This window comes from Marinobacter sp. ATCH36 (assembly GCF_023555055.1).
In the GTDB taxonomy this organism is placed as follows: domain Bacteria; phylum Pseudomonadota; class Gammaproteobacteria; order Pseudomonadales; family Oleiphilaceae; genus Marinobacter.
This window is the reverse complement of record NZ_JAMJPL010000003.1, coordinates 217,807-241,365: the sequence shown is the minus strand read 5'-3', so window position 1 is coordinate 241,365 and position 23,559 is coordinate 217,807. Positions and strand designations below refer to the sequence as shown.

Here is a 23,559-nt window from a genome sequence, read left to right as displayed (position 1 = left end):
GCAAGCAACTAGGCGTTGCCACGCAGTCTTACGACGCGCCCGGGGCAGGGCACTGAGTTTTCCTCCAGCCCCTGCCGCCAGTCAGGTTGGCTTACTGGCCAATGCTTTGCTTGAGTTCACCCACAGTCTGATAGTCGTTGGAAGATACCTCCCTGTGATTATCCTTCTCATAATCCGCTGACTGCTTGAGATCATCTTTTGTCTGGGAGGTCTTCCAGATCAGCCGATCACCTTCCAGGCTCAATTGATCCAGAGGCGCCATTACCTGCTTGGCACCGATACCCAGAATACCCCCCATCGAGAGCACCACACCTGCAGTACCTGCTCATCGGACATGACCACCTGGTTGGCCTCACCAAGCTCCTGGCCGTCGGCGTTTATGACCATGTGCCCTTCATACTCGCTCATGAGTTTGTTCTGATTCCACTTATTTTTCAGATCCGATTGCTCAACCTGCGGCTCTATTTCATCCCATTGCAGCTTCTGATCGCTGTTCTTATCCAGCTGCTTGAATTCGGCACGGGCCGCTTGCTCCATTTTCTGGCTCTTACTCTCATTGGCTTGCTTGTTCTGATCATTCGAGTCTGACTGGGCCAATACCGGCGATGCCAGAAGCAAGCCACTCACCCCGGCTGTCGCAAGTTGGAGACTGATATTCCGAATTAACGTCTTTGCTTGTTCATACTATCTCTCCCTGGCCGATATTACGGCTCCACTTCTGGCCGCTCTCTGGCAAGCCCCCGATACAGTAGACGCCTGATAGCGTTACACTAAACGCAAATCTACAGGTGTTGGTAATGAGCGGAAAGCGATACTCCGAAGAATTCAAAATTGAGGCCGTCAAGCAAGTCACCGAGCGTGGCTACAAGGTGACGGATGTGTGCCGGAGACTGGGGATCACCTCAGCCAGCTTGCATAAATGGATCAAGCTCTACGGTGATGCTGGCAGCCAGCACCAACAGATCAACGACCAGCAGGATGAGCTGCGCAAGTTGAGAGCGGAGTTGCGCCGGGTCAGTGAAGAGCGCGACATACTAAAAAAGGCCGCAGCGTTCTTTGCCAAAGAGTCCAAGTAAAGTATCGCTTCATCAGGGCTCACCAGAGTGAATTTCGAGTCCGTGTCATGTGCCGGGTTCTGGGAGTCCACTTCAGTGGCTTCTATAGCTGGCTACATACACCGGAAAGCCCTCGCGCCAAGGCCAATCGTCGCTTGGTGGGATTGATCAAACAGGCCTGGCTCGAAAGTGGTGGCGTGTACGGCTACCGGAACATCACCCTGGATCTGAAAGACCTCGGAGAGCGGTGCAGTAAGAACCGGGTGTACCGGCTCATGAGAAACGAAGGCATCCGCGCACAGCGCGGTTACAAGCGCCACAAGGGCTATTACGGTGGCAAGCCGGCTCACGTGGCACCGAATCATCTGAACCGTGAGTTCGAGGCCCAGAAGCCGAACGAACGTTGGGTGACCGATATCACCTACATCCGTACCCATGAGGGCTTCCTGTATCTCGCGGCAGTGCTGGACTTGTTCTCACGACAAATCGTTGGCTGGTCCATGAAATCGAGAATGTCGACAGACCTTGTTATGGATGCGCTGTTGATGGCTTCCTGGAAGCGTCGGCCAAAACAGGAGGTTCTGATCCACTCCGATCAGGGATCGCAGTACACCAGCCGTGAATGGAGAGACTTCCTGAAAGACCACCGACTGAAACCCAGCATGAGCCGGCGTGGCAACTGTCACGACAATGCCGTTGCCGAAAGCTTCTTCTCGTTGCTCAAGAGCGAGCGGGTGAAACGGAAAATCTACAAAGATCGGGAAACGGCTCGCCAAGATATCTTCGATTACATCGAGATGTTCTATAACCCGGTTCGCCGTCATGGCAACAACGGTGGCCTGTCGCCAGCGGACTTCGAAAAGCAGTATTTCACAAAGCTGTCAGGTGTCTAGGATATCGGGGGCTTGCCACTCCGGTGGAAACAGATACCTTCCCATCTTGCCCGCATTTCAAAGGAGAGCGCTAAACTGACGTTGCGGGGGCGGATCATATTCAACCACGCAACACTGAGAGGCGCTCGCGAGGCCTGCGGATGCTTATAGTAGTGCCAGTTTCAATAATGGAACCAGCCCAAACCACACCACGTAGCCCAGCGAAGCAACCATCAGCCCATCGATGCGGCCGGGGGCACAATCAATCTGAACATGTCGATACAAAAGCCAGGTCAACAAAGCGGCGTGAGGGACGACCAGCCAGGCAATGCCGGTGTAGGCGCCACCGGCCAGCCCCCAGACGTCCCAGGCCAGCGCAGCTACGGAGGAGAGCAGGACGAAGAAGAGCGCAATACGCAGCGCGTTCCTGAATCCGAAGCGTACCGCTAAGGTGCGCTTGGACGCCATGGCATCCGCCTGAAGATCCGGTATGCCCGCCAGCGTGATGGAGGGCAATATTCCCAGCAACATGGGCAGACTCAGGAGCCATGGCGTGGGGTCATTCCAGACCCCGCCAAGGAACACGTAGCCACACAACAGTACGCCGAGGCTGTGGGTGACCGCCACATCCACCTCTCCCAAGCCACGATAGCTGAGCTTCAGCGGCGGCGCCGTGTAGCCGATGGCCAGCACCGTCAGGGCGCCAAGTACCGCGATAATGGCAGCCGGCACCGCCGCGGATAGAGACAGTAGCCAGATCGTGCTGGCTAGCAGGCCCAATAGCGCAACGCCTACCCCTGCCTTGAGCTCCTGTTGGCTTAACGAGCCGTCAACCAGTACACGCGACCCGCCGGTGAAGGCGTTGAAGTAACGATTGTGCTGATCCGTGGGAAGATCGACCACCTCATTGATCAGCACGGTTGCCACCTCAAGTAGGAAGAGGCAGAGGTAGCCAGCCCAGAACACCGACGTTCCGAGCACGGGGCTGCCGGGGGAGGCCGCGAGAGCGCCGATGGCATAGGCCATCCACGACATTGGATAAAACTGCAGTCGCAGGCTTCGCAGCCAAGCGCCAGTTTTTTGCCGCAGCCGGTCCATCCGGGTGATCCGACCCTGCTGTAGCCGCCGGCCCTGTCGTTCTGCGCGGGCGAGCCATGCCTCTCGTTGGTCCGCGCTGGCGTGCTTGACGGAGCCAAACACCAGCGAACGCACCGGGCGTATGCCGCAAAAGCCCAGGGTCGCCCGTGCCAGGGCATTCTTACCCGGTTGCCGGTACAGTAGCCGATGCACAAGCGGGGGGGTATCCATGGTGGTGATAAGCTGAGCTGAGCGGCCTTGCAACAGCCCTTGATAACCCGTGCCGCCTTCGCAGGTCATGAAGGCAAAGCCTGGTGCCATAAGCCTATCCAGAAAGCCTTTGAGCAAGGCGGGAGCGGAGCCCCACCAGGTTGGGTAAACGATTACCAGGTGATCCGCCCAAAGAAAGAGCTCCCGCGCCCTGCACAGGTCGTCTTCGAGTGGCTGGTCGTTGGGGGAGGGCGTGTGCAAGTGAGGATCGAAATCCAGTTTTGACAGGTCTAGCCTGCGCAGCTGCACCCCCGCCGCGCTTGCGCCTCGGCAGAAGGCCTCGGCCAGCGCTCCGCAAAAACTTTCGGCGCGGGGATGCCCTAGAATAACCAGCGCGTTTATCGGCCGCTCAGCCGATCCAAATCCCTCAGTCAGCATGATGTTCGTCCTGAACGCTCTCCTATAGTCTTACGTTAGTTGACTAATCCCGGCCGGCAAAGTCCATATTGCTGCAGTGAGATGAATAATTATAGCCATCCGCGAATCCTGAATCTGTGATTGACGCTTGCAGCAGGGTCGCGACGTAAGAAGCGTCCCTTGCGCACTTGAGTTCATGATCATAAGCAAGTTGTACTCACCATCTATATAGTAGATTTTATGTAAGGGAGTCAGTGAATGAATGAAAGCCACGTTCTTGCGGAGATCTCTCTATCGACCGTGTCTTGGACCGATGATCACTACAGTAGAAAGCAGAATGGCTACGGACGAACGCAAAGAAAGACAGTTTCCTATCGCAGCCGGCATCTTCTTTGGCGTCGTCGGCGGGTTTTTCGATGGGATTTTTCTGCATCAGGTGCTTCGGTGGCACCACATGGTCACGAGCGCTATGGTCTGGGCAAATACCGCTGCCTGATGGTCATAAAGCAGATTTGACAATAACTCTAAAAAAATAAACCTGTCCCGGTTGTTCTGTTCTGCTACATTGATAGTAACCCGGTTGTTTAGCTCTTCAGTGCGATGGAAGGCATGGCGGCAGAATGCGGCCCGCGCGGAATGCGCGTACCCGAGTCGCCCCTGGGAGGGAGTGATACTTTGGTAACAAGCGAGCACCGGACCGTGATCCCTCTACTGCCACGACTCATCCCTACGCTGTTGGTAATGGGAGTGGTGGCCGGGGGTGCCTTTGCCCAGAGCCCCGATGCGGCGCCCAACGCCACAACGGACACTTCGGAGGAGGCCAAACGCGGTGAATATGTAGCGCGGGCGGCGGGCTGCATGTCCTGCCATCAGGAGGATCTCTCCGGCGGTTACCGGGTCGAGACCCCTATGGGGACCATCGTCGCCAGCAACATCAGCCCATCGGACACCTATGGCATTGGCGGCTACAGCCGCGACGATCTGGCCGATGTGTTGCGACGCGGCGTAGCTCCGGACAGGTGGCTCTATCCGGCGATGCCCTATGCGTCCTACCGCGGCATAACGGATGACGACATTGACGCCCTTTATGCCTGGCTGCGCGACCAGGAAGCCATCGACGAACCCCCTGCCGAGGAAACCGATCTTCCCTTCCCGTTCAATATCCGAATGGGCGTGATCGCCTGGAACTGGCTCTATCTGGGTGACCGCGACCTGCCGCAGTTCGATGATCCGGTGCTGGCACGCGGCGCTTATCTGGTTAATCACCTGGGGCACTGCGGCGAATGCCACACGCCGCGCAACGACCTCTTTGCTACCCAGGAAGACCAGTATCTGGCAGGCGAGGAGATGGACGGCTGGTTGTCCCCGAACCTGACGCCGGATCCGGTTAACGGGCTCGGTGGATGGACTGATCAGGACATCATCGAGTATCTGAGCACGGGGCATGCCGGCAATGTCGCGCAGGCCGCCGGACCGATGGCGGATGTGGTTCGCCACAGCACCAGCCATCTTACGGAGGACGATCTTGCGGCAATCGTGTCCTATCTCAGGGTCGTCCCCACGGTCCCGCGCGGGAAGCAGGACACTTCCCTCCTCCCGCCTGAGGCCGAGCGGACGGAGCCACAGCACCGCTATGGTCAGATCCGTGAAGAAATGGCCGTGGCGGTGGCCCGCGACGATCTGAACGCGGCGGAGCAACTGTATGTGGTCCATTGCGCGGCTTGCCATGGCGTCACCGGGCAAGGACAGCCACAGGCCTACTATCCATCGCTGACCCAGAACGCTGCACTGCGCCGCGCCGATACGGGAAATCTGTTGCAGGTGCTGCTGCATGGCGTGCCGGCGGGCAAGATCTATCGCGCCCCCGCAATGCCGGGGTTCGGGGATGAGCTGAGCGCCGAACAGATCGCCACGCTGGCCAACTATACCCGGAGCACCTTTGGCGGGCGCGAGGACAGCACCGTGACAGAAGCGAACGTCATGCACGTCCTTGCCTTCGATCAAGAGATGCCGTCACCCCTGCGCATTCTTCAGGTTCTGGCGTGGGTCGGCGTGACTCTCGCCTTCGTCGTCGCTTTGCTGATCCTTTGGTGGGTCATTCGGCGGCGCAGGCTCAAACGGCAAGAAGGCTGACATTATGGACACCGGATCTTTCAACCCAAGCCGCCGGCAGTTGTTGAAGATGATCGGTCAGGTCGCCGGGGCCGCAGCAATGTACCAGGCGATGACCAGCCTCGGCTTCGCGCAGGATTCCGGTTATACCGGGCAGGTCGCCCTGCAGGGTCCACGTCAGGGACGCCGGGTCCTGATCCTTGGCGCAGGCGTCGCCGGCATGGCCGCCGCCTATGAGATGCGGCGCGCCGGATATGAGGTGAAGATCCTCGAGTATCAGAACCGCCACGGCGGGCGGTGTCTGACCCTGCGGGGCGGTGACAGGTACACGGAGATGGGGGGCCACGAGATTGCCTGCAATTTCGAGGGTGACGGCTATTTCAATCCCGGCCCCTGGAGGTTGCCGGTGCATCACCGCGCGGTCTTCGATTATTGCCGCCGGCTGGGCGTGCCGCTGCACCCCTTTATTATGCACAATGAAAAGGCCTATCTGCATTCGTCCCGTGCCTTCGGCGGGCAGCCGCAGCGGGTCGGCCAGGTTGCAACGGATGTGCGCGGCCATGTGTCCGAGTTGCTGGCCAAATCACTGGACCAGGGCGGACTCGACGAGACGGTGAGCACCGAGGATCGCGAAAAGCTGCTCGAAGGGCTGCGAGAATGGGGCGTTCTGGACCACAATCTCCGCTACGGCACGAACACAGATCTGGGGGGCGTCCGCGGCTGGGAGGTGCCACCCGGCGGCGGGTTGATGCCCGATCAGAAAGCCTCGAATCCGCTGGAACTTTCGCCCCTGCTGCAATCCGGGTTGTGGGACCAGCTTTTCAACTTCAACGGTTATTCCTACAGTTCGCCGATGTTCGAGCCGGCGGGCGGCATGGACGCGATTGCCGACGCTTTCGCGCGCGAGGTATCAGATACGATCCAGTTCAATGCCCGCGTCACCCGGATTGCGCAAGGAGATACCAGCGTCACCGTGACCTACGAAGATCGCGATCGCGACGGCATGATGCGCGAGGAAACCGCAGACTGGTGTATCTGCACCATCCCATTGTCGGTTCTCGCGCAGCTTGACGTCGATTGCTCGGAACCGATGCGGAGGGCGATCGCGGCGGTCCCGTATGCGTCGGCGTTTAAGGTCGCGCTGGAGTTCAAGCGGCGTTTCTGGGAGCAGGATGACTGGATCATGGGTGGGATCAGCTATACGGACCTGCCGCTGGTGCAGATCGCCTATCCGAACTACGGCTTTATGAGCGATGGCCCGGCAGTCCTGCAGGCGGCTTACGATACATCGACCGCGGGCAAAAACTTCACCTATTCATGGTCGACCATGACACCGAAGGAACGCGTCGCAGCAGCTCTCGCGCTGGGGCGCCAGATTCATCCACAATATGATGCCGAGTTCATGAACGGCACCTCGTGGGTATGGCACCGTGTCGACTGGTCATTGGGCTGCTATGGCCAATGGACCGAACAGCTGCGCAATGTGCATTACAAGACTTTGTGCGAAATAGACAACCGGCTTGTACTGGCAGGCGAGCATTGCTCGCATCTTCCGGCATGGCTCGAAGGGGCTCTCCTGTCGGCGCTGGACGCCATCCGGCAACTGGATCAAAGGGAGAATACGTAATGCACCGGGATGCCCTCTGCCTGATCCTCGCGGGAACCCTTCTCGCGTCCGCCGCCACAGCGCAGGATACGCCGTCGCCGGCACAGCCGCCCGCATCCGTGGGGGACCTTGAAGCGCTGCTGTCACGGTTTTCCAGCGATCCGGACCACCTCACCCAAACGGATGGGGCGGCGCTTTATCAGACCACCTGCCAGGCATGTCATATGGAGGATGGTACAGGAGCCACAGGTGCGGGCGCGTACCCGCCCCTGAATAGCGACAACACCAAGCTGACCTCGCGGCATTTTATCGCGGGGGTCATCCTGACCGGGTACCAAGGCATGCCGCGCTTTGGCGGCATGATGTCGGATGAACAGGTCGCAGCCCTGACGACTTATGTCCGCAGCCATTTCGGGAATGACTATCCGGATGAGATTACGGCTGAAGAAGTCGCCCGTCTGCGCCCGCCCGAGCAAGAGGATTGACCTGCAAAGGAGCCTCCATGATGTCGGCGGCCGGGTTGCTGAAGATCGGCGTCCTGATGCGAAACAGGTCGAACAGCCCCATAAACTCACGCAGGCCGAGGAGCTGGCCATTCTAAGTGCGTGCAATCAACCTCAGGACCGGAGTTTGCCACCGCCACAGATCGTGCCGTCACCAAAGTTAATTCAGTGAAACGGGCAAACTGCGTTACGACTGACTTGGCGCTCTGTTTCTCAACATCGACCTTGACCTCTTTCATCTGCGAAAGATCATTCATCAGGCCATCAACTAGCCGGCTTTGATCGGGGAAAGCGAAGGTAGCGCATTTTTCAGCCAGGCATGGAGCGGTATTTGTTGTTCAAGGGGCCTTCGCACTAGGTGCATATATGAACTATTCTGAAATAGCGATCCGCCTTTTTGCGGCATAACTCAAATGGAAGAGTCATGACAAAGATAGCGATCATTCAGGAACCACCCGTCTACCTTGACCTTGGAAAAACCATGTCCCGTGCGGTTGAGCTGATCGCGAAAGCAGCAGGTGAGGGCGCTCAGATGGTGGTTTTTCCTGAGGCGTGGTTTCCCGGCTACCCAACCTTTGTCTGGCGCCTGCCACCCGGCGCGGGGATGGGAAAAACCGACGAGCTGTTCGCCCATCTGCAAGCCAATTCAATTGACCTGAGCCGGGGCGGCATGTCCCCTTTGCAGGAAGCCGCAAAGGAACACGAGGTTGTTATCGTCGCTGGCTATCAGGAGCTGGATGGCGCGGTCAGCGGCAGCACCCTGTTCAACAGCTGCATCATCATTGACGCCGACGGGACCATTGCCAACAACCACCGCAAGCTGATGCCAACCAATCCAGAACGCATGGTCTGGGGCTTCGGTGACGGCTCGGGCCTGAATGTTGTCGAGACCGCAGTCGGGCGCATCGGCACTCTGCTGTGCTGGGAAAACTACATGCCGCTGGCGCGTTTCGCGTTGTATTCACAGAACATCGACATCTACGTGGCGCCCACCTGGGACAGCGGCGACACCTGGCTGGCCACCATGCAACATATCGCCCGCGAAGGCGGCTGCTGGGTGATTGGCTGCGCAACCGCGCTCGAAGTCTCGGATATTCCCACCGACATTCCTTATTATGAAGAGCTGTTTCCAAATAAGGACGAATGGGTTAATCCCGGCGATGCAGTGGTCTACAAGCCATTCGGAGGCATTCATGCAGGACCGATGCACGAGGAAAAAGGCTTGCTGCTTGCTGAAATAGATGTCAGTGCCGCCCGATCCTCACGCCGCAAATTCGACGCCAGTGGTCACTACGCACGCCCGGATGTATTCTCACTGCGCGTCGATCGGGCAAAGCAACCGCCTGTGGTATTCGACTGAAGGTGCCGCAGTGAGACAGCGAATCAGCTTCTGCACCACATCGGATGGTGTGCGCATCGCGTACGCTGTTGCAGGCCGTGGCCCTCCGCTCATTCGCGTCGGGGGTTGGCTGACTCATGTGGAACGCGATTGGGGTAGTCCTGTGTGGCAACATTGGTTGCGTGAATTAACGCATAGCCACACGCTTGCTCGCTTCGACATTCGTGGTAGCGGCTTGTCCGATCATGATGTTGTTGAACAGGGCCTGGAAGCCTGGATTAAAGATCTTGAGGCGGTTGTAGAAAGCCTGGGCTGGAACCACTTCTCGCTGATAGGGCTATGTCAGGGCGGCCCCATCGCGCTGCTTTATGCTTTCCGTCATCCCGAACAGGTTAGTAAATTGGTGCTCTATAACGCTTATACCAATGGAGCCTTTACGCCCGGCGCCAGTGAAGAGAACAAGGAAGAGGCCGAAGCGCTGGCGAGCATGATAAAAATTGGCTGGGGCCGCAAAACCGGTGCCTTCCGCGAGCTATTTGCCCGCCGCTTATCTCCAGGACATGACCTTAAGCAGATTGGCTGGTGGGACGAACTGCAAAGAACCACTGCTTCACCTGAGGATGCCGTGCGATTGTGGCGCGGCTTCCACGAGATTGACGTTCATGAACTGCTCCCACACATCCATACTCCGACACTGGTTGCCCATGTTGAAGACGATGATATGGTGCCTTTCGAGCTGGGACGCAGCCTGGCATCGCAGTTACCCGACGCATATTTTTTACCGCTGAAGGGAGCGAACCACATACTGCAGCTTGAAGACAGTTCCTGGCCAGTTTTCATCAGCGAGTTGCGCCGCTTTCTCGCCGACTCGCCGGCGACAGCGGGGAGCAGGGCGGCGCCATGGGTTGGTGAGTTGACGAGTCGCCAACTGATGGTTCTCAACCTGGTGGCCCGGGGCCAGTCAAATACCGAGATTGGCCAGACCCTGTCTATTTCGACAAAAACCGTACGCAATCATGTCTGTGCCATATGCGGCAGTCTCGACATCCCGACCCGTGCACAGTTGATCGTACAGGCACGGGAACACGGTTTCGGCGCAGACTGATCCTCACCCGGGACTTTTGCCTCCTATAATCACAGTAGTTTCCATCCAACCGGGACAAATGCCGCATGCCGCGGCTCCGATTGTGAAGTAGTTTGAAGTTGCAAGCTTCAACCAGAAGGAGTCAGAACATGAACGCAACAATTACCAAAACCGATCCGAGATTGGTCCCTACCCGCCAGAAGCCATTGCAACAACGCTATCGCAAAGACCCTGATGCCGCATGGATCCGCGATGAAGCCCGGGCAATTGTGGGAGCCAGTGCCGACCCTTTTCACGGCGAGATCGAACCGGCGAACAACGCCGGTGAGCGCTGGCGCTTCGGTATTCATCGGTCGGCTGGGGGTGATCACGATGCTCCAAATCCGGGGGATCTGCTCACATCAGCACTCGCCGCATGCCTGCTCTCGACCACTCGCATGAGCGCGCAGTGGCTCGATATCGAGCTCGCTGATATCGAGGTGGCCGCTGGCGCGGAATGCGATTTGCGGGGTGCCCTCATGGTGGATTCATCCGTGCCGGTGCACTTTCAGCGAATGGATTGCACAGTGTGGCTGCACCTGGCCCGGAAAACCGATGACAACAGGCTGAAAATGCTAATGAAGCAAGCGGAAGCCTGCTGTGTGGTCATGCAGACTATCCGGGCAGAGGTCGACGTGAAAACACTCTGGCACGTAGAACAGGCGGCAGACTCATGAACGCGACCAAAGCGATAGTACTGACAACAGTTCTTATCCTTACCATACCTCTAAACGTACTCGCCCACAGCGACACCGGTCGCGTTCCATCAGACACCAGCCGCGTGCCATTATTTGAAGGGCTGGGCGATCACCATCACCCCATCACCACCGACTCCGGGTTGGCGCAGCGTTATTTTGACCAGGGCCTGGTGCTAGCTTTTGGTTTTAACCATCACGAAGCTCACCGATCCTTTCTGCAAGCCGCCGAGCTTAACCCGGATGCCGCCATGGCCTGGTGGGGCGCGGCATGGGTGCTGGGCCCCAACATTAATTCGGCCATGAACCCGGAGAATGCCCCGAAGGCCTGGGAATTACTGCAAAAAGCCGAGGCTACCGCAAGCAAAGCTAGTGTGCGGGAGCAGGCCTATATCAATGCGCTGGCAAAGCGCTATGGGCCCACAGCTATGGAGAACCGATCCTCACGGGATCAAGCCTTTGCCGAAGCAATGGGGCAGGTTGCCGCAGACTACCCCGACGATCTCGATGCTCAGGTCATTTATGCCGAATCGCTAATGAACCTGACACCCTGGGATTATTGGCAGGAGAACGGCGAGCCAAAGGCGCAAACCGAAAGGCTTCTTAAAACCTTGAAGAGCGTCTTACAGCGTCAGCCCGACCATCCTCACGCGAATCATCTACTTATTCACGCGGTAGAAGCGGGCGATCCAGGGCAGGGGCTTGACGCAGCCAAGCGGCTTGAGGATCTGGTGCCCGCCGCCGGCCATCTGGTACACATGTCGGCCCACATCTACATAAGAGTCGGCCATTACCACAACGCCACTCAAGCCAATCTCCGCGCCATCGAGGCCGACCAACGTTACCTCGAACAGGTGGATCCCCAGAGTGCGTACCGGCTGGGTTACGTGCCCCACAACTATCACTTCGGCTGGTTCACTGCCACGCTTGAAGGGCGCAGTGAGCTGGCAATCCGCCTGGCACAGGAGATGGCAGGCATGGTCGACCTCGATACCATGCGCCTACGCCCGCTGACCACGCTCCAGCACTACTGGATAACGCCGGTTTATGCCTTGGTTCGGTTTGGCAAATGGGACTTGATACTAAACCTTGAAGAACCCGCCGAAGACCTGGTTTATCCGCGAGCGGTGTACCACTATGCAAGAGGGATGGCCTATACCCGCCAGAGTAAACAGCAAGCTGCCAGAACGGAACTGGAAAGGCTGGATGAGCTACGGACAGATCCGAGTCTCAAGTGGGTGACTGTATGGGGAATCAACAATAGCCGGCACATTCTGGAAATTGCCTCCTACTCGCTGGCAGGAGAAATCGCAGCCGCCGACGGACACGTCGAAGTCGCCATCGACAGCCTTGATCGTGCGGTAGAACGCGAGGATGCCCTGAACTACCACGAACCTCCCAGTTGGCAATACCCGACACGCCAGGCTTTGGGCGCAATCCTGTTGCAAGCCGACCAGCCTGAGCGTGCAGAGCAAATATATCGGCAAGACCTACGGGAATTTCCCGACAACGGCTGGTCACTGTTCGGTTTGATGAAGGCGCTTCAACGGCAGGGGAATGTACAGGAGGCCAGGGAAGTGCAGCATCGCTTTTTCGAAGCCTGGCAACATGCCGATCTGGTTCCTACCGAATCACGGCTCTGACAAGCTGCATAAGTACCGGCGGCAATCTGGCTTCCTACCTGGTTGCGAGCGGCTTGACAGTCTACGGTCTTTCACGCCGCGTGAGGCTGAACTTCTCGGGCCACCTGTTCCGCTTTGCTAATCTGAGCCCGACGCAGTTCAAACTCAGTCTGCAGGTTCAGCCAGAAGCGTTCGCTAGTGCCAAAATAGCGGGCAAGCCGCATTGCTGTGTCTGCCGTGATACCGCGATTTTCACGAACAATTTCATTCATCCGGGTTGCGGGCACATGAAGTGCTTTGGAGAGTGCGTTCACGCTCATTTCCAGCGGCTCCAGATATTCTTCCCGAAGGATCTCCCCGGGGTGGATGGGGCGCATACCGTTACGTGTCATAGCGCATTCTCCTCAATGGTAATCAGCAATTTCTACATCCTCGGGACCATCGTAAGTCCATCGGAAACATACTCGCCACTGCTTGTTAATCCGAATGCTGTGCTGGCCCTTACGATCCCCAGTCAGCGGTTCCAATTGATTGCCAGGCGGGGACTTGAGATCTTTTAGAGCCTCGGCAGCATCGAGCATGATGAGTTTGCGTTCAGCTACGGCCTTGATCGACGAAAACCGTCTGGTTTTACCAGTCTTGAACAGGGCCTTAGTATCCTTACATCGAAAGCTTTTGATCATCGGCAAGAGTGGACGACCACAGAAAGTACTAAACCCGTTTAACGACAAATCAGATGCTTACCAGCCTGTTTCCACGCAAAGTACTAAACAAACTTAAAGTAGATTCTAGAATAGAGAGTCAGTTTCAATTTCCACACAAAGTACTAAATTCGGCGTCCAGCTCGTTTTTCCTCCGTTACCGTTTAGAAATGCTCCGAATCAGTCCAAATCGTATCGAATATCGTTTCATCGCTATTATGATGGACGGCCCGCTTTCCCTTTCGCTAGATGTGCTAATTGACCGGGCCTCTATGTGCCGAGAAGTCCTCATCCAGAATTTGACCGGGAAGTTTTTTTTGAATGTCAGTTTGTGCGTAAGGGGCAGTCCAGGCTGACCCAGATGCATAATTAAATCCTGGCTCTTTACGCTAAGGGTGTGAGCACCCGCGACATCGTCGACGCATTCAAAGAGATGCACGACGTGGACATCTCGGCAACACTAGTATCCAAGATGACAGAGCCCGCTATCAATAAGGTTCATGAGTGGCAAAACCGTCCTGTCGTTCCCAGGCCGGTGATTTCACTTCACGGCTGGGGCGCAGAACTGAAATAGTCGATTATTCGGTAATCGGCAGCGAGAGAATCCACAGACTGAGCACGGTCAGCCCGACCATAACAATTGTCATCGAGACCTGCGAAAGCGCGGCACGCCGCACGTATCTGAGAAGCTGGAGTGCGCGCTGGTGCGCGATTAGAACCAAGAGCGAGTGCCCCGCGTTTCCTATTTTGGGAGATGGGACTCAAGCAGAGTAATTGATCAAGAAAGTGGGCTCAAAATTCAGTCGTGAACGAACAGCCTCTCAATATGTGTAAGTCCATCATGGAGAAAACCATGATGTTCCATCAATGGCTCTGTGTTCAGCAGACCAGACAACACGAGAATCGGCACCGGCGATATGGTGATCGCCAAGGTCAGAGTAAAGGCCCACCAGCTGAACTGCCGGCTCATGCCACACAGCAGCGCAACTCCGCCGCCCCCGCCCAGCGCAGCGTTGCCTGGAAAATTAAGACACACTGCGAGCGACAAATAGCGATGATTTAGCAACGTTGCGGCCAGTCTTCGTTGTGTGGAAAAAACCGTTGTCTTTGGCGACACCATACTATCCGTGGCAGATGCAATCCGATCGTGCGGCAGAACAACACCAATGCGCCCCAGCCACCTCATAATGACCCTTTCGGGAAGTGAACGCCCCACTGCATACGCCAGCATTAGTCCACCGAGGGTCGCCACGTAGGCCGCCAATGCGCCAGTTGGGCCGAATACGGCCATGATGAGCAGGCCCAATTCGACACCCGGGAGAAACGGCATCGCCAGTACCAAACCGTATACAATCATCAATAATATAATCGCAGCGGGGCCGAACGCCTCCCGCATTGTCGACAGCATGGACTGTGAATCATGGAATCCCATATGGGACAAGGAATGCCCAAGAACCAGAAGCGTCACCCAAGCTAACACCACGCAAACGCTGTGGAACCCAGGATTCGGCACCCATGGCAAACTGACGGCGATGAAATACACCAAGGCAGTGAGCAGCAGCGTTGTCACTGCAATCCTAAACATCGGCAGGCGCAGAGTTTCTACAAGCTCATGTTGATACACATGAGTTAGCCGGTGAATAAAAACAACCACCAAAAGCCAAGCCAAGACGGTTGCCGTTAACCGGAGCCAGACCAAACCGCTCGGCAGCGCCTTAAGCTTGTGAGTCACGTCGCTTCTCGGTTCTCACAAATCCCGGGAGACCCATTAGCGGGGCCGAATATTCTGGTTCACCCGGAACAGATTCTCCGGATCATACTTCTGCTTGATCTCCACCAGCCGCTTGTAGGCCGTGCCATAGGCAAACTCGACCCGGTCAGCCTCATCCTGCGACAGGAAGTTGATGTAGGCACCGGCGCTGGCATAGGGTTTGGCCGCATCAAAAAATGCTCGTGCCCATTGGCGGCAGTGATCATCCTCCGCAGGCGTTTCCCAGCGTGCATGCACATTCATCACATAGTTTGCATCCCGGCTTGAATAAGCCATGGCGTCGGGCGCTACCCGGCCAGTCTGTCCGCCAAGCGCGGCTATAAAAATTTCACAGTGAGGCGATGGCAGGTTAATACCGGACTCAATCAGGACCCGGATCACATCATCGGTCAGCTTTACAAAGTTATGGGACTTCCAGTAATTTCGCGCACCTTCCACCAACAGTGGGTCAAACGCCTGTTGCCAGTCGGTGTAGGGCTGAACTCCAATGTGCTCTCCATGCGCCTCACCAAATGAGCGCAGGGGCGCAACCAGTTTTTCGCCAACTTCCGGATCACCGGCATAGCAAATCGCCAGGGCGACAATGGGCTGACCATGAACCGACTCAGGCAGGAAGGGCAGGGGCGGCGCATGGCGCATCACCAGCCATACGTTGAGTTCATCCGGCATGGTTTCGGTGAAACGGGCAAACTGCGTTACGACTGACTTGGCCTGGGCAAACGGAAATACAATCAGCCCGCTCAGTAACTCTGGCCCCACCGGATGCAGCTTGAACTCGAAGCGGGTAACAACACCGAAGTTACCCCCGCCACCCCGCAGGCCCCAGAACAGATCCGGGTTCTCGGTATCACTGGCGCGGATCTGGCTCCCATCGGCAGTAACCACGTCTGCGGAAATCAGGTTATCAACCGTCATGCCAAACTTCCGGCTGAGCCAGCCAAACCCGCCGCCAAGCGTCAGGCCCGCCACACCCGTCGTGGAATTAATGCCCAGCGGCGTCGCCAGGCCGTGCTGCTGGGCAGCCGCGTCAAAATCCGCCAGCGTGCAGCCAGGCCCTACATAGCCGCGCTGTTTCTCGACATCGACTTTGACCTCTTTCATCTGCGAGAGATCGATCATCAGGCCATCATCACAGACAGCATTGCCCGCAATATTGTGCCCACCTCCCTTGACCGACACCAGCATCGACTCATCACGCGCAAAGTTCACAGCAGCCACCACATCGTCCACCGATTTACACTGGGCAATAAGCGCTGGCTTCCGGTCAATCATTGCATTCCAGATCTGACGAGCCTCTTCATACCCGTCGTCCGCAGGCCCGAATACAGAACCACCAAATTGCCCTCTAAAAGAGTCAATCGTTCCTTGCTGCAAAGTAGTCATGGCGTGGTGCTCCCTGCCTCATAAGGTTTCCACTTTTAATTTTGCGCCGTCGCTGGCGGAACACCAGTGCACTATTAGACTGTTTAAGAACTATGGCGGAACTGTTAGCCGGTTTTGTTCGATGAAAGCGCAGTAGCGCATTTTCAGAGAGGCATGGAGCAGGATTTGATGTTCAACGGGCTTTCGCACTAGGTGCATATATGAACTATTCTAAAACAGCGATCCGCCTTTCGGCGGCATAACTCAAATGGAAGAGTCATGACAAAACTAGCGATTGTTCAGGAACCCCCCGTCTACCTTAACCTTGAAAAAACGATGTCTCGTGCGATTGATCTGATCGCGAAAGCGGCAGGTAAGGGCGCTCAGATGGTGGTTTTCCCCGAGGCGTGGTTCCCTGGGTACCCCACCTTTGTCTGGCGCCTGCCACCCGGCGCGGGGATGGGAAAAATAGAGGAGCTGTTCGCCCATCTGCAAGCCAATTCAATTGACCTAAGCCGGGGCGGCATGACCCCTTTGCAGGAAGCCGCGAAGGAACACGAGGTTGTCATCGTTGCTGGCTATCAGGAGCTGGATGGCGCGGTCAGCGGCAGCACCCTGTTCAACAGTTGCATCATCATTGGCGCCGACGGGACCATTGCCAACAACCACCGCAAGCTGATGCCAACCAATCCAGAACGCATGGTCTGGGGCTTCGGTGACGGCTCGGGCCTGAATGTTGTCGAGACTGCAGTCGGGCGCATCGGCACTCTTCTGTGCTGGGAAAACTACATGCCGCTGGCACGTTTCGCGCTGTATTCCCAGAACATCGACATCTATGTGGCGCCCACCTGGGACAGCGGCGACACCTGGCTGGCCACCATGCAACATATCGCCCGCGAAGGCGGCTGTTGGGTGATTGGCTGCGCAACCGCGCTCGAAGTCTCGGATATACCCACAGACATTCCTTATTATGAAGAGCTGTTTCCGAATAAGGACGAATGGGTGAATCCCGGCGATGCGGTGGTCTACAAGCCATTTGGAGGCATTCATGCAGGACCGATGCACAAGGAAAAAGGGATACTGTTCGCTGAAATAGATGTCAGTGCCGCCCGATCCTCACGCCGAAAATTCGACGTCAGTGGTCACTACGCACGCCCGGATGTGTTCTCGCTGCGCGTCAATCGGGCAAAGCAGCCGCCTGTGGTATTCGACTGAAGGTGCCGCAGTGAGACAGCGAATCAGCTTCTGCACCACATCAGATGGTGTGCGCATCGCTTACGCTGTTGCAGGCAGTGGCCCTCCGCTCATTCGCGTCGGGGGTTGGCTGACTCATGTGGAACGCGATTGGGGTAGTCCTGTGTGGCAACATTGGTTGCGTGAATTAACGCATAGCCACACGCTTGCTCGCTTCGACATTCGTGGGAGCGGCTTGTCCGATCATGATGTTGTCGAGCAAGGCCTGGAAGCCTGGATTAAAGATCTTGAGGCGGTTGCTGACAGCCTGGGCTGGAAGCGCTTCTCGCTAATAGGGCTATGCCAGGGAGGCCCCATCGCGCTGCTTTATGCTTTCCGTCATCCCGAACAGGTAAGTAAATTGGTGCTCTATAACGCTTATGCCAATGGAGCCTTTACGCCCGGTGCCAGTGAAGAAAACAAGGAAGAGGCCGAAGCGCTGGCGAGCATGATAAAAATTGGCTGGGGCCGTAAAACCGGTGCCTTCCGCGATTTATTTGCCCGCCGCCTATCCCCAGGACATGACCTTAAGCAGATTGGCTGGTGGGACGACCTGCAAAGAACCACTGCGTCACCAGAGGATGCCGTGCGATTGTGGCGCGGCTTCCACGAGATTGATGTTCATGAACTGCTCCCGCACATCCATACTCCGACCCTGGTTGCCCATGTTGAAGACGATGAAATGGTGCCTTTCGAGGTGGGACGCAGCCTGGCATCGCAGTTACCCGATGCACATTTTTTACCGCTGAAGGGAGCGAACCACATCTTGCAGCTTGAAGACAGTTCCTGGCCAGTTTTCATCGGCGAGTTGCGCCGCTTTCTCGCCGACACGCCGGCGACAGCGGGGAGCAGGGCGGAGCCATGGGTTGGTGAGTTGACGAGTCGCCAACTGATGGTGCTCAACCTGGTGGCCCGGGGCCAGTCGAATACCGAGATTGGCCAGGCCCTGTCTATAGCGACAAAAACCGTACGCAATCATGTCTGTGCCATATGCGGCAGTCTCGACATCCCGACCCGTGCACAGTTGATCGTACAGGCCCGGGAACACGGTTTCGGCGCAGACTGATTTTCGTGGTGGCCCAGCCAGGATCCACCCATTTGCTTTATCGGGGAAACGCGCCAAACTTTTGGATGTGGCAACGAACTGGGGGTGACCTTTCGTGGACTCCTGATGGGCTCAGTGTCGTCCGCAGACTTTCTCAGTTCTCGTAGAACGACGGAAAAAACCAGCATACAGAGGTACTTTTATGAAGGTACTCTCACAGCGAAGCCAAAATGCGGTCGCCGAGTTCGCCCCGATAGCGGATTTTTTCCTTCGCTCAACCTATGGGGAAGCAAGGAACGCAGCGGGAGCTTGCGATTTCACCTTCGGGAATCCCCACGAGATGCCGCTTGCCGGCCTTGTGAAGACCCTCGCGCAGAACGTTCACCCGCAGAACCCGGAATGGTTTGCCTACAAGACCAGTGAGCCCGAATCGCGGACTTTCATTGCCGACGCGCTTTCCCGCGAGCTAGGGCTTGATTTCGAGCCCGAGGATATTGCGATGACGCAAGGCGCCTTCGCCGCCATTGCGCTCGCCTTTCGTTTGGTGCTCGACGCAGGCGACGAGGTGGTGATCCCGGTTCCCGGATGGTTCTGCTACGCATCGATGTTGCGGGCCGCGGATCTCGTCCCGGTCAAGGTCGGCCTGAGCGAACCCGACTTCGACCTTGACCTGGAAGCGATCGAAGCTGCCATCACACCACGTACGCGCATGGTCGTCGTCAACAGCCCGCACAATCCCACTGGCCGAGTGTATTCGCGAGAGCAGCTACAGGCGCTCACCGATCTGCTCAACTCGGCGTCTAATCGCATTGACGCTCGCATCTGGCTGCTCTCAGACGAACCCTACCGACGCATCCGATTCACCAGCGCGCCCTTCGTCAGTCCCGCCGCGCTCTACCCATGGACGCTAATAGACTACAGCTATGGCAAGGTGCTCCTTGCCCCCGGCCAACGGCTCGGGTATCTGGCGATATCACCGCTCCTCCCGAATGATCAGCGTGATGAACTTCGGGGTGCGACCTTCTCAGTCCAGATGTCGATGGGCTGGACTTTCCCTGACGCACTCATGCAGTACTCGGTTGCTTCCCTGGAAAGTGTGTCGATTGATCTTGATGCCCTCGCCGAGAAGCGGGATCGAATGCTCCACTCATTAGAGCAGTGGGGCTATCGAATGGTTCCTCCGGAAGGGACATTCTACCTTTGGGGAGAGGCTCCGAAGGGCGACGCGCTGCGCTTTGCAGAGACCCTGGCGGCGCGATCCGTGTTTGTGATGCCCGGCACTCTCTTTGAGCGAAAACGCCACTTTCGGATTAGCCTGACGGCCACCGCTGAGATGATCGAACGGGCACTGCCCATTTTCCGGGACGCCGCAAAGTAAGGTTCCATCCAGGGACCTTTGCCTCCTGTAATCACAGTCGTTTCCATCCAACCGGGACAAATGCCCCATGCCGCGGCTCCGATTGTGAAGTAGTTTGAAGTTGCAAGCTTCAACCAGAAGGAGTCTGAACATGAACGCGACCAAATTGATAGCACTGACAACCGTTCTGATCCTTACCATACCTCTAAACGCACTCGCCCACAGCGACACCAGTCGCGTTCCATTAGCCACCAGTGGCGTGCCATTATTTGAAGGGCTGGGCGATCACCATCACCCCATCACCACCGACTCCGGGTTGGCGCAGCGTTATTTTGACCAGGGCCTGGTGCTCGCTTTTGGTTTCAACCATTCCGAAGCTCACCAATCCTTTCTGCAAGCCGCCGAACTCGACCCGGATGCCGCCATGGCCTGGTGGGGCGCGGCCTGGGTACTGGGCCCCAACATTAACTCGGCCATGAACCCGGACAATGCCCCGAAGGCCTGGGAATTACTGCAAAAAGCCCAGGCTGCCGCAAGCAAAGCCAGTGCGCGGGAGCAGGCCTATATCAATGCGCTGGCAAAGCGTTATGGGCCAGAAGCTTTGGAGAACCGATCCTCACGGGATGAAGCCTTTGCCGAAGCAATGGGGCAGGTTGCCGCAGGCTACCCTGACGATCTCGATGCCCAGGTAATTCATGCCGAATCGCTGATGAATTTAACGCCGTGGGATTATTGGCAGGAGAACGGCGAGCCAAAGGCGCAAACCGAAAGGCTTCTCAAAACCTTGGAGAATGTCCTGCAGCGTCAGCCCGACCATCCTCACGCGAATCATCTGCTTATTCACGCGGTGGAGGCGGGTGATCCAGGCCAGGGGCTGGATGCAGCCAAGCGGCTTGAAGATCTGGTGCCCGCCGCCGGCCATCTGGTACACATGTCGGCCCACATCTACATAAGAGTCGGCCAATACCACAACGCCACTCAAGCCAATCTCCACGCCATCGAGGCCGACCAGCGTTACCTTGCACAGGTGGATCCCCAGAGTGCGTACCGGCTGGGTTACGTGCCCCACAACTATCACTTCGGCTGGTTCACCGCCACGCTTGAAGGGCGCAGTGAGCTGGCAATCCGCCTTGCACAGGACATGGCCGGCATGGTCGACGTCGATACCATGCGCCTGCGCCCGCTGACCACGCTCCAGCACTACTGGATAACGCCGGTTTACGCCTTGGTTCGGTTTGGCAAATGGGACCGGATACTGAACCTTGAAGAACCCGCCGAAGACCTGGTTTACCCGCGTGCGGTGTACCACTATGCAAGAGGGATGGCCTATACCCGCCAGGGTAAACAGCAAGCCGCCAAAACCGAACTGGAAAAGCTGGATGAGCTACGCACTGACCCGAGCCTCAAGTGGGTGACGGTATGGGGAATCAACAATAGCCAGCACATTCTGGAAATCGCCTCTTACTCGCTGGCAGGAGAAATCGCAGCCACCGACGGACACTTCGAAGTCGCCATCGACAGCCTTGATCGCGCGGTAAAACGCGAGGATGCCCTGAACTACCACGAACCTCCCAGTTGGCACTACCCGACACGCCAGGCTTTGGGCGCAATCCTGTTGCAAGCTGACCAGCCTGAGCGTGCAGAGCAGATATATCGGCAAGACCTACGGGAAGTTCCCGACAACGGCTGGTCACTGTTCGGTTTGATGAAGGCGCTTCAACGGCAGGGGAATGTACAGGAGGCCAGGGAAGTGCAGCACCGCTTATTCGAAGCCTGGCAACATGCCGATCTGGTTCTTACCGAATCGCGGCTCTGACACGCTGGATAAGTACCCTCGTTACCACGGGACTGCTCGACGAGTCAGTTGCCTTCAACGCTGGGAATTACGCCTTAACGACGGTATTTACGGAAGACTATTCGACGTCAATATTGCAACAAGTCGGCATGAAAGAATAAAACTTGAGCTAAACTGAATGAGTAACGTGGCCGCAAACTAAACAGTGAAACCATCGATCAGTGAAGCGATGAAAAAAGGTTGCGTCGTTCTTGGGAGTTCATGATGAACGAAGAACTTGAAACGGACTATCTCATCGTGGGTGCCGGGGCTGCGGGCATGGCTTTCGCGGACTCGCTGCTCACCCATTCCGACGCCTCTGTCACCATCGTTGATCGACGCCACGCGCCTGGCGGGCACTGGGTCGATGCCTATCCCTACGTCCGCCTGCACCAGCCTTCGTCACTTTATGGAGTCAGTTCGGTACCCCTTGGTCAAAATGCCATCGATGACACGGGCACGAACGCCGGTTTCTACGAGCTCGCCGGTGTAGACGAAATCCGGGCCTATTACACGCACGTGATGCAGCGCCACTTTCTCCCTGGTGGCCGTGTCCGCTACTTTCCGAACTGTGACTATTTGGGTGATGGCCAATTTGTCTCCCGGCTTGGGCAGAAATCCTGGACGGCGAACGTCCGGCGCAAGGTGGTCGACACCACCTATACCGAAGGCGCCGTTCCCGGTGCCACTGCGCCGCCATTTGAGGTGGCCGGCGGGGTTCGCTGCGTGTCTGCCGGCGGAATTGCCAGTATCACGAACCGTCCGGAACGTTTCGTTATCATCGGTGCGGGCAAGACTGCGCTGGATGCCTGTGTCTGGCTGCTGGAACAGGGCGTTCCGGCCGAGGCGATCCAGTGGATCAGACCGCGAGAAGCATGGTGGTTGAACCGCCGCTACCATCAGCCGAATGAACTGCTGCCAGATTTTTATCAGGGCATGGCCATTCAGTTTGAAGCCATGGCACAGGCAACCTCAATTGAGGATCTGGTGTCGAGGCTGGAAGCTGACGAATTCTTTCTTCGCATTGACCCCGACATTGTTCCAACCATGTTCCGGGGTGCGGTGATCAGCGAAGCAGAACTGGGGCTTCTGCGTCAGATCAAGGACGTTGTCCGCCTTGGACATGTGCAAAGAATAGAGCGAGACCAGATCATCCTTGAAGAGGGTAGCGTGCCCACAAGTGAGGGGACGATACACGTCCACTGCGCATCGAGAGGGCTGTCGCGCCCGTCTCTTCGTCCGATTTTTGAGCCCGGCCTGGTGACCGTTCAACCATTTCTCTGGGGGTTCGCATGCTACCAGTTCGCCATGCTGGGCGTGGTCGAGGCAACCCTGGACAGCGACGAAAAGAAAAATCGCCTGTGCCCGCCGATCGCATACTGGGATGTGGTTACAGACTATCTGTCGGCATTCTTGGGTAGCCTTGCAAACGAACATGCCCGGGCGGCCTACTACCCTGAGCTGGCAAACTGGGCCAAGAATACAAGGCTGTATCCACTATGCGGAATCAAGCTCTACCGCGATGTGCCAAGCGTGGTCGATGCCCATGAACGCATCAAGCGCTCCGGGATGGCGGCGGTGGGCAATCTGGTGAAGCTCGTCCGGGCACAAGCCGCCTAGCGGCT

21 protein-coding genes and 1 pseudogene are annotated in these 23,559 nt (G+C 57.1%); 15 read left to right on the top strand and 7 right to left on the bottom strand.

Features of this window, described 5'->3' with window-relative positions; translation table 11 throughout:
* Positions 1-91 precede the first annotated feature (91 nt).
* Together M8010_RS12015 and M8010_RS12010 are read right to left on the bottom strand one after the other, a co-directional pair.
* Complete coding sequence (locus tag M8010_RS12015; RefSeq protein ID WP_250091511.1) at positions 92-298, bottom strand: hypothetical protein; 207 nt, start codon at positions 296-298, stop codon at positions 92-94.
* Entirely contained in the window at positions 262-618 is a 357-nt protein-coding gene (locus M8010_RS12010; RefSeq protein ID WP_250091509.1) for a hypothetical protein, read from the bottom strand. The genes M8010_RS12015 and M8010_RS12010 overlap by 37 nt, the downstream gene beginning before the upstream one ends.
* Positions 619-797: 179 nt before the next feature.
* Between M8010_RS12010 and M8010_RS12005 the strand changes: the two genes are divergently transcribed.
* Positions 798-1,948 (top strand): IS3 family transposase gene (locus M8010_RS12005; protein ID WP_250091508.1). Its coding sequence is split into 2 segments (ribosomal slippage): positions 798-1,041 and positions 1,041-1,948, totalling 1,152 coding nucleotides; the frame shifts between segments, so codons are not numbered across the junction.
* Positions 1,949-2,092: 144 nt separating this feature from the next.
* Here the strand turns inward: M8010_RS12005 and M8010_RS20035 are convergent.
* Positions 2,093-3,652, bottom strand: a complete 1,560-nt coding sequence (locus M8010_RS20035) for an NAD(P)H-dependent oxidoreductase (protein ID WP_349666106.1) — start codon at positions 3,650-3,652, stop codon at positions 2,093-2,095.
* A gap of 237 nt (positions 3,653-3,889) precedes the next feature.
* Between M8010_RS20035 and M8010_RS20030 the strand changes: the two genes are divergently transcribed.
* The 8 genes from M8010_RS20030 to M8010_RS11955 all read left to right on the top strand — a co-directional run bounded on the left by M8010_RS20030 (position 3,890) and on the right by M8010_RS11955 (position 12,652).
* Positions 3,890-4,147: a hypothetical protein gene (locus M8010_RS20030; RefSeq protein ID WP_349666105.1), complete on the top strand. Its 258-nt coding sequence runs from the start codon at positions 3,890-3,892 to the stop codon at positions 4,145-4,147.
* A gap of 84 nt (positions 4,148-4,231) precedes the next feature.
* Positions 4,232-5,764: a c-type cytochrome gene (locus M8010_RS11985; RefSeq protein ID WP_349666104.1), complete on the top strand. Its 1,533-nt coding sequence runs from the start codon at positions 4,232-4,234 to the stop codon at positions 5,762-5,764.
* Between the two features lie 4 nt (positions 5,765-5,768).
* Positions 5,769-7,370 (top strand): flavin monoamine oxidase family protein, encoded by a 1,602-nt coding sequence (locus tag M8010_RS11980; RefSeq protein WP_250091503.1) that lies wholly within the window; start codon positions 5,769-5,771, stop codon positions 7,368-7,370.
* The gene (locus tag M8010_RS11975) at positions 7,370-7,834 is read left to right on the top strand and encodes a c-type cytochrome (protein ID WP_250091501.1); all 465 of its coding nucleotides are present in this window, start codon (positions 7,370-7,372) and stop codon (positions 7,832-7,834) included. The genes M8010_RS11980 and M8010_RS11975 overlap by 1 nt, the downstream gene beginning before the upstream one ends.
* Positions 7,835-8,276: 442 nt before the next feature.
* Positions 8,277-9,212: a carbon-nitrogen hydrolase family protein gene (locus tag M8010_RS11970; protein ID WP_250091499.1), complete on the top strand. Its 936-nt coding sequence runs from the start codon at positions 8,277-8,279 to the stop codon at positions 9,210-9,212.
* A 10-nt stretch (positions 9,213-9,222) separates the two neighbouring features.
* Positions 9,223-10,296, top strand: a complete 1,074-nt coding sequence (locus tag M8010_RS11965; RefSeq protein WP_250091498.1) for an alpha/beta fold hydrolase — start codon at positions 9,223-9,225, stop codon at positions 10,294-10,296.
* 128 nt (positions 10,297-10,424) lie between these two features.
* Complete coding sequence (locus M8010_RS11960; protein ID WP_250091496.1) at positions 10,425-10,991, top strand: OsmC family protein; 567 nt, start codon at positions 10,425-10,427, stop codon at positions 10,989-10,991.
* Positions 10,988-12,652, top strand: coding sequence for a tetratricopeptide repeat protein (locus M8010_RS11955; RefSeq protein WP_250091494.1), 1,665 nt, complete (start codon positions 10,988-10,990; stop codon positions 12,650-12,652). The genes M8010_RS11960 and M8010_RS11955 overlap by 4 nt, the downstream gene beginning before the upstream one ends.
* 71 nt (positions 12,653-12,723) lie before the next feature.
* On the opposite strand, the gene M8010_RS11950 is transcribed toward M8010_RS11955, so the two are convergent.
* Together M8010_RS11950 and M8010_RS11945 are read right to left on the bottom strand one after the other, a co-directional pair.
* Positions 12,724-13,023 (bottom strand): HigA family addiction module antitoxin, encoded by a 300-nt coding sequence (locus tag M8010_RS11950; protein WP_250091492.1) that lies wholly within the window; start codon positions 13,021-13,023, stop codon positions 12,724-12,726.
* 12 nt (positions 13,024-13,035) lie between these two features.
* Complete coding sequence (locus M8010_RS11945; RefSeq protein ID WP_250091832.1) at positions 13,036-13,314, bottom strand: type II toxin-antitoxin system RelE/ParE family toxin; 279 nt, start codon at positions 13,312-13,314, stop codon at positions 13,036-13,038.
* A 319-nt stretch (positions 13,315-13,633) separates the two neighbouring features.
* Here M8010_RS11945 and M8010_RS11940 point away from each other — a divergent pair.
* Positions 13,634-13,879: pseudogene (locus tag M8010_RS11940) on the top strand (transposase); the annotation flags it as partial.
* A gap of 252 nt (positions 13,880-14,131) precedes the next feature.
* On the opposite strand, the gene M8010_RS11935 reads toward M8010_RS11940, so the two are convergent.
* Positions 14,132-15,064: a TVP38/TMEM64 family protein gene (locus M8010_RS11935; RefSeq protein WP_250091490.1), complete on the bottom strand. Its 933-nt coding sequence runs from the start codon at positions 15,062-15,064 to the stop codon at positions 14,132-14,134.
* 36 nt (positions 15,065-15,100) lie between these two features.
* Positions 15,101-16,486, bottom strand: coding sequence for an FAD-binding oxidoreductase (locus M8010_RS11930; protein WP_250091488.1), 1,386 nt, complete (start codon positions 16,484-16,486; stop codon positions 15,101-15,103).
* 258 nt (positions 16,487-16,744) lie between these two features.
* Between M8010_RS11930 and M8010_RS11925 the strand changes: the two genes are divergently transcribed.
* From M8010_RS11925 to M8010_RS11905, 5 genes are all read left to right on the top strand, one after another.
* Positions 16,745-17,680 carry a carbon-nitrogen hydrolase family protein gene (locus M8010_RS11925; RefSeq protein WP_250091487.1) on the top strand — a complete coding sequence of 312 codons (936 nt, stop codon included), beginning with the start codon at positions 16,745-16,747 and terminating at the stop codon, positions 17,678-17,680.
* Positions 17,562-18,764 carry an alpha/beta fold hydrolase gene (locus tag M8010_RS11920; RefSeq protein ID WP_349666103.1) on the top strand — a complete coding sequence of 401 codons (1,203 nt, stop codon included), beginning with the start codon at positions 17,562-17,564 and terminating at the stop codon, positions 18,762-18,764. Before M8010_RS11925 ends, M8010_RS11920 begins: the two co-directional genes overlap by 119 nt.
* Before the next feature lie 181 nt (positions 18,765-18,945).
* On the top strand, positions 18,946-20,121 hold the full coding sequence (locus M8010_RS11915) for an aminotransferase class I/II-fold pyridoxal phosphate-dependent enzyme (protein ID WP_250091484.1): 1,176 nt from the start codon (positions 18,946-18,948) through the stop codon (positions 20,119-20,121).
* 130 nt (positions 20,122-20,251) lie between these two features.
* Positions 20,252-21,916, top strand: a complete 1,665-nt coding sequence (locus M8010_RS11910; protein ID WP_250091483.1) for a tetratricopeptide repeat protein — start codon at positions 20,252-20,254, stop codon at positions 21,914-21,916.
* A 243-nt stretch (positions 21,917-22,159) separates the two neighbouring features.
* Positions 22,160-23,554, top strand: coding sequence for an NAD(P)-binding protein (locus M8010_RS11905; protein ID WP_250091482.1), 1,395 nt, complete (start codon positions 22,160-22,162; stop codon positions 23,552-23,554).
* Positions 23,555-23,559: the final 5 nt, after the last annotated feature.

Excerpts from the sequence above, each read along its gene's own strand:
- M8010_RS12015 (WP_250091511.1), bottom strand. The coding sequence starts at position 298 with ATGGGGGGTATTCTGGGTATCGGTGCCAAGCAGGTAATGGCGCCTCTG.
- M8010_RS20035 (WP_349666106.1), bottom strand. The coding sequence starts at position 3,652 with ATGCTGACTGAGGGATTTGGATCGGCTGAGCGGCCGATAAACGCGCTG.
- M8010_RS20030 (WP_349666105.1), top strand. The coding sequence starts at position 3,890 with ATGAATGAAAGCCACGTTCTTGCGGAGATCTCTCTATCGACCGTGTCT.
- M8010_RS11985 (WP_349666104.1), top strand. The coding sequence starts at position 4,232 with ATGGAAGGCATGGCGGCAGAATGCGGCCCGCGCGGAATGCGCGTACCC.
- M8010_RS11980 (WP_250091503.1), top strand. The coding sequence starts at position 5,769 with ATGGACACCGGATCTTTCAACCCAAGCCGCCGGCAGTTGTTGAAGATG.
- M8010_RS11975 (WP_250091501.1), top strand. The coding sequence starts at position 7,370 with ATGCACCGGGATGCCCTCTGCCTGATCCTCGCGGGAACCCTTCTCGCG.
- M8010_RS11970 (WP_250091499.1), top strand. The coding sequence starts at position 8,277 with ATGACAAAGATAGCGATCATTCAGGAACCACCCGTCTACCTTGACCTT.
- M8010_RS11960 (WP_250091496.1), top strand. The coding sequence starts at position 10,425 with ATGAACGCAACAATTACCAAAACCGATCCGAGATTGGTCCCTACCCGC.
- M8010_RS11955 (WP_250091494.1), top strand. The coding sequence starts at position 10,988 with ATGAACGCGACCAAAGCGATAGTACTGACAACAGTTCTTATCCTTACC.
- M8010_RS11950 (WP_250091492.1), bottom strand. The coding sequence starts at position 13,023 with ATGACACGTAACGGTATGCGCCCCATCCACCCCGGGGAGATCCTTCGG.
- M8010_RS11945 (WP_250091832.1), bottom strand. The coding sequence starts at position 13,314 with ATGATCAAAAGCTTTCGATGTAAGGATACTAAGGCCCTGTTCAAGACT.
- M8010_RS11930 (WP_250091488.1), bottom strand. The coding sequence starts at position 16,486 with ATGACTACTTTGCAGCAAGGAACGATTGACTCTTTTAGAGGGCAATTT.
- M8010_RS11925 (WP_250091487.1), top strand. The coding sequence starts at position 16,745 with ATGACAAAACTAGCGATTGTTCAGGAACCCCCCGTCTACCTTAACCTT.
- M8010_RS11920 (WP_349666103.1), top strand. The coding sequence starts at position 17,562 with ATGTCAGTGCCGCCCGATCCTCACGCCGAAAATTCGACGTCAGTGGTC.
- M8010_RS11915 (WP_250091484.1), top strand. The coding sequence starts at position 18,946 with ATGAAGGTACTCTCACAGCGAAGCCAAAATGCGGTCGCCGAGTTCGCC.
- M8010_RS11910 (WP_250091483.1), top strand. The coding sequence starts at position 20,252 with ATGAACGCGACCAAATTGATAGCACTGACAACCGTTCTGATCCTTACC.
- M8010_RS11905 (WP_250091482.1), top strand. The coding sequence starts at position 22,160 with ATGAACGAAGAACTTGAAACGGACTATCTCATCGTGGGTGCCGGGGCT.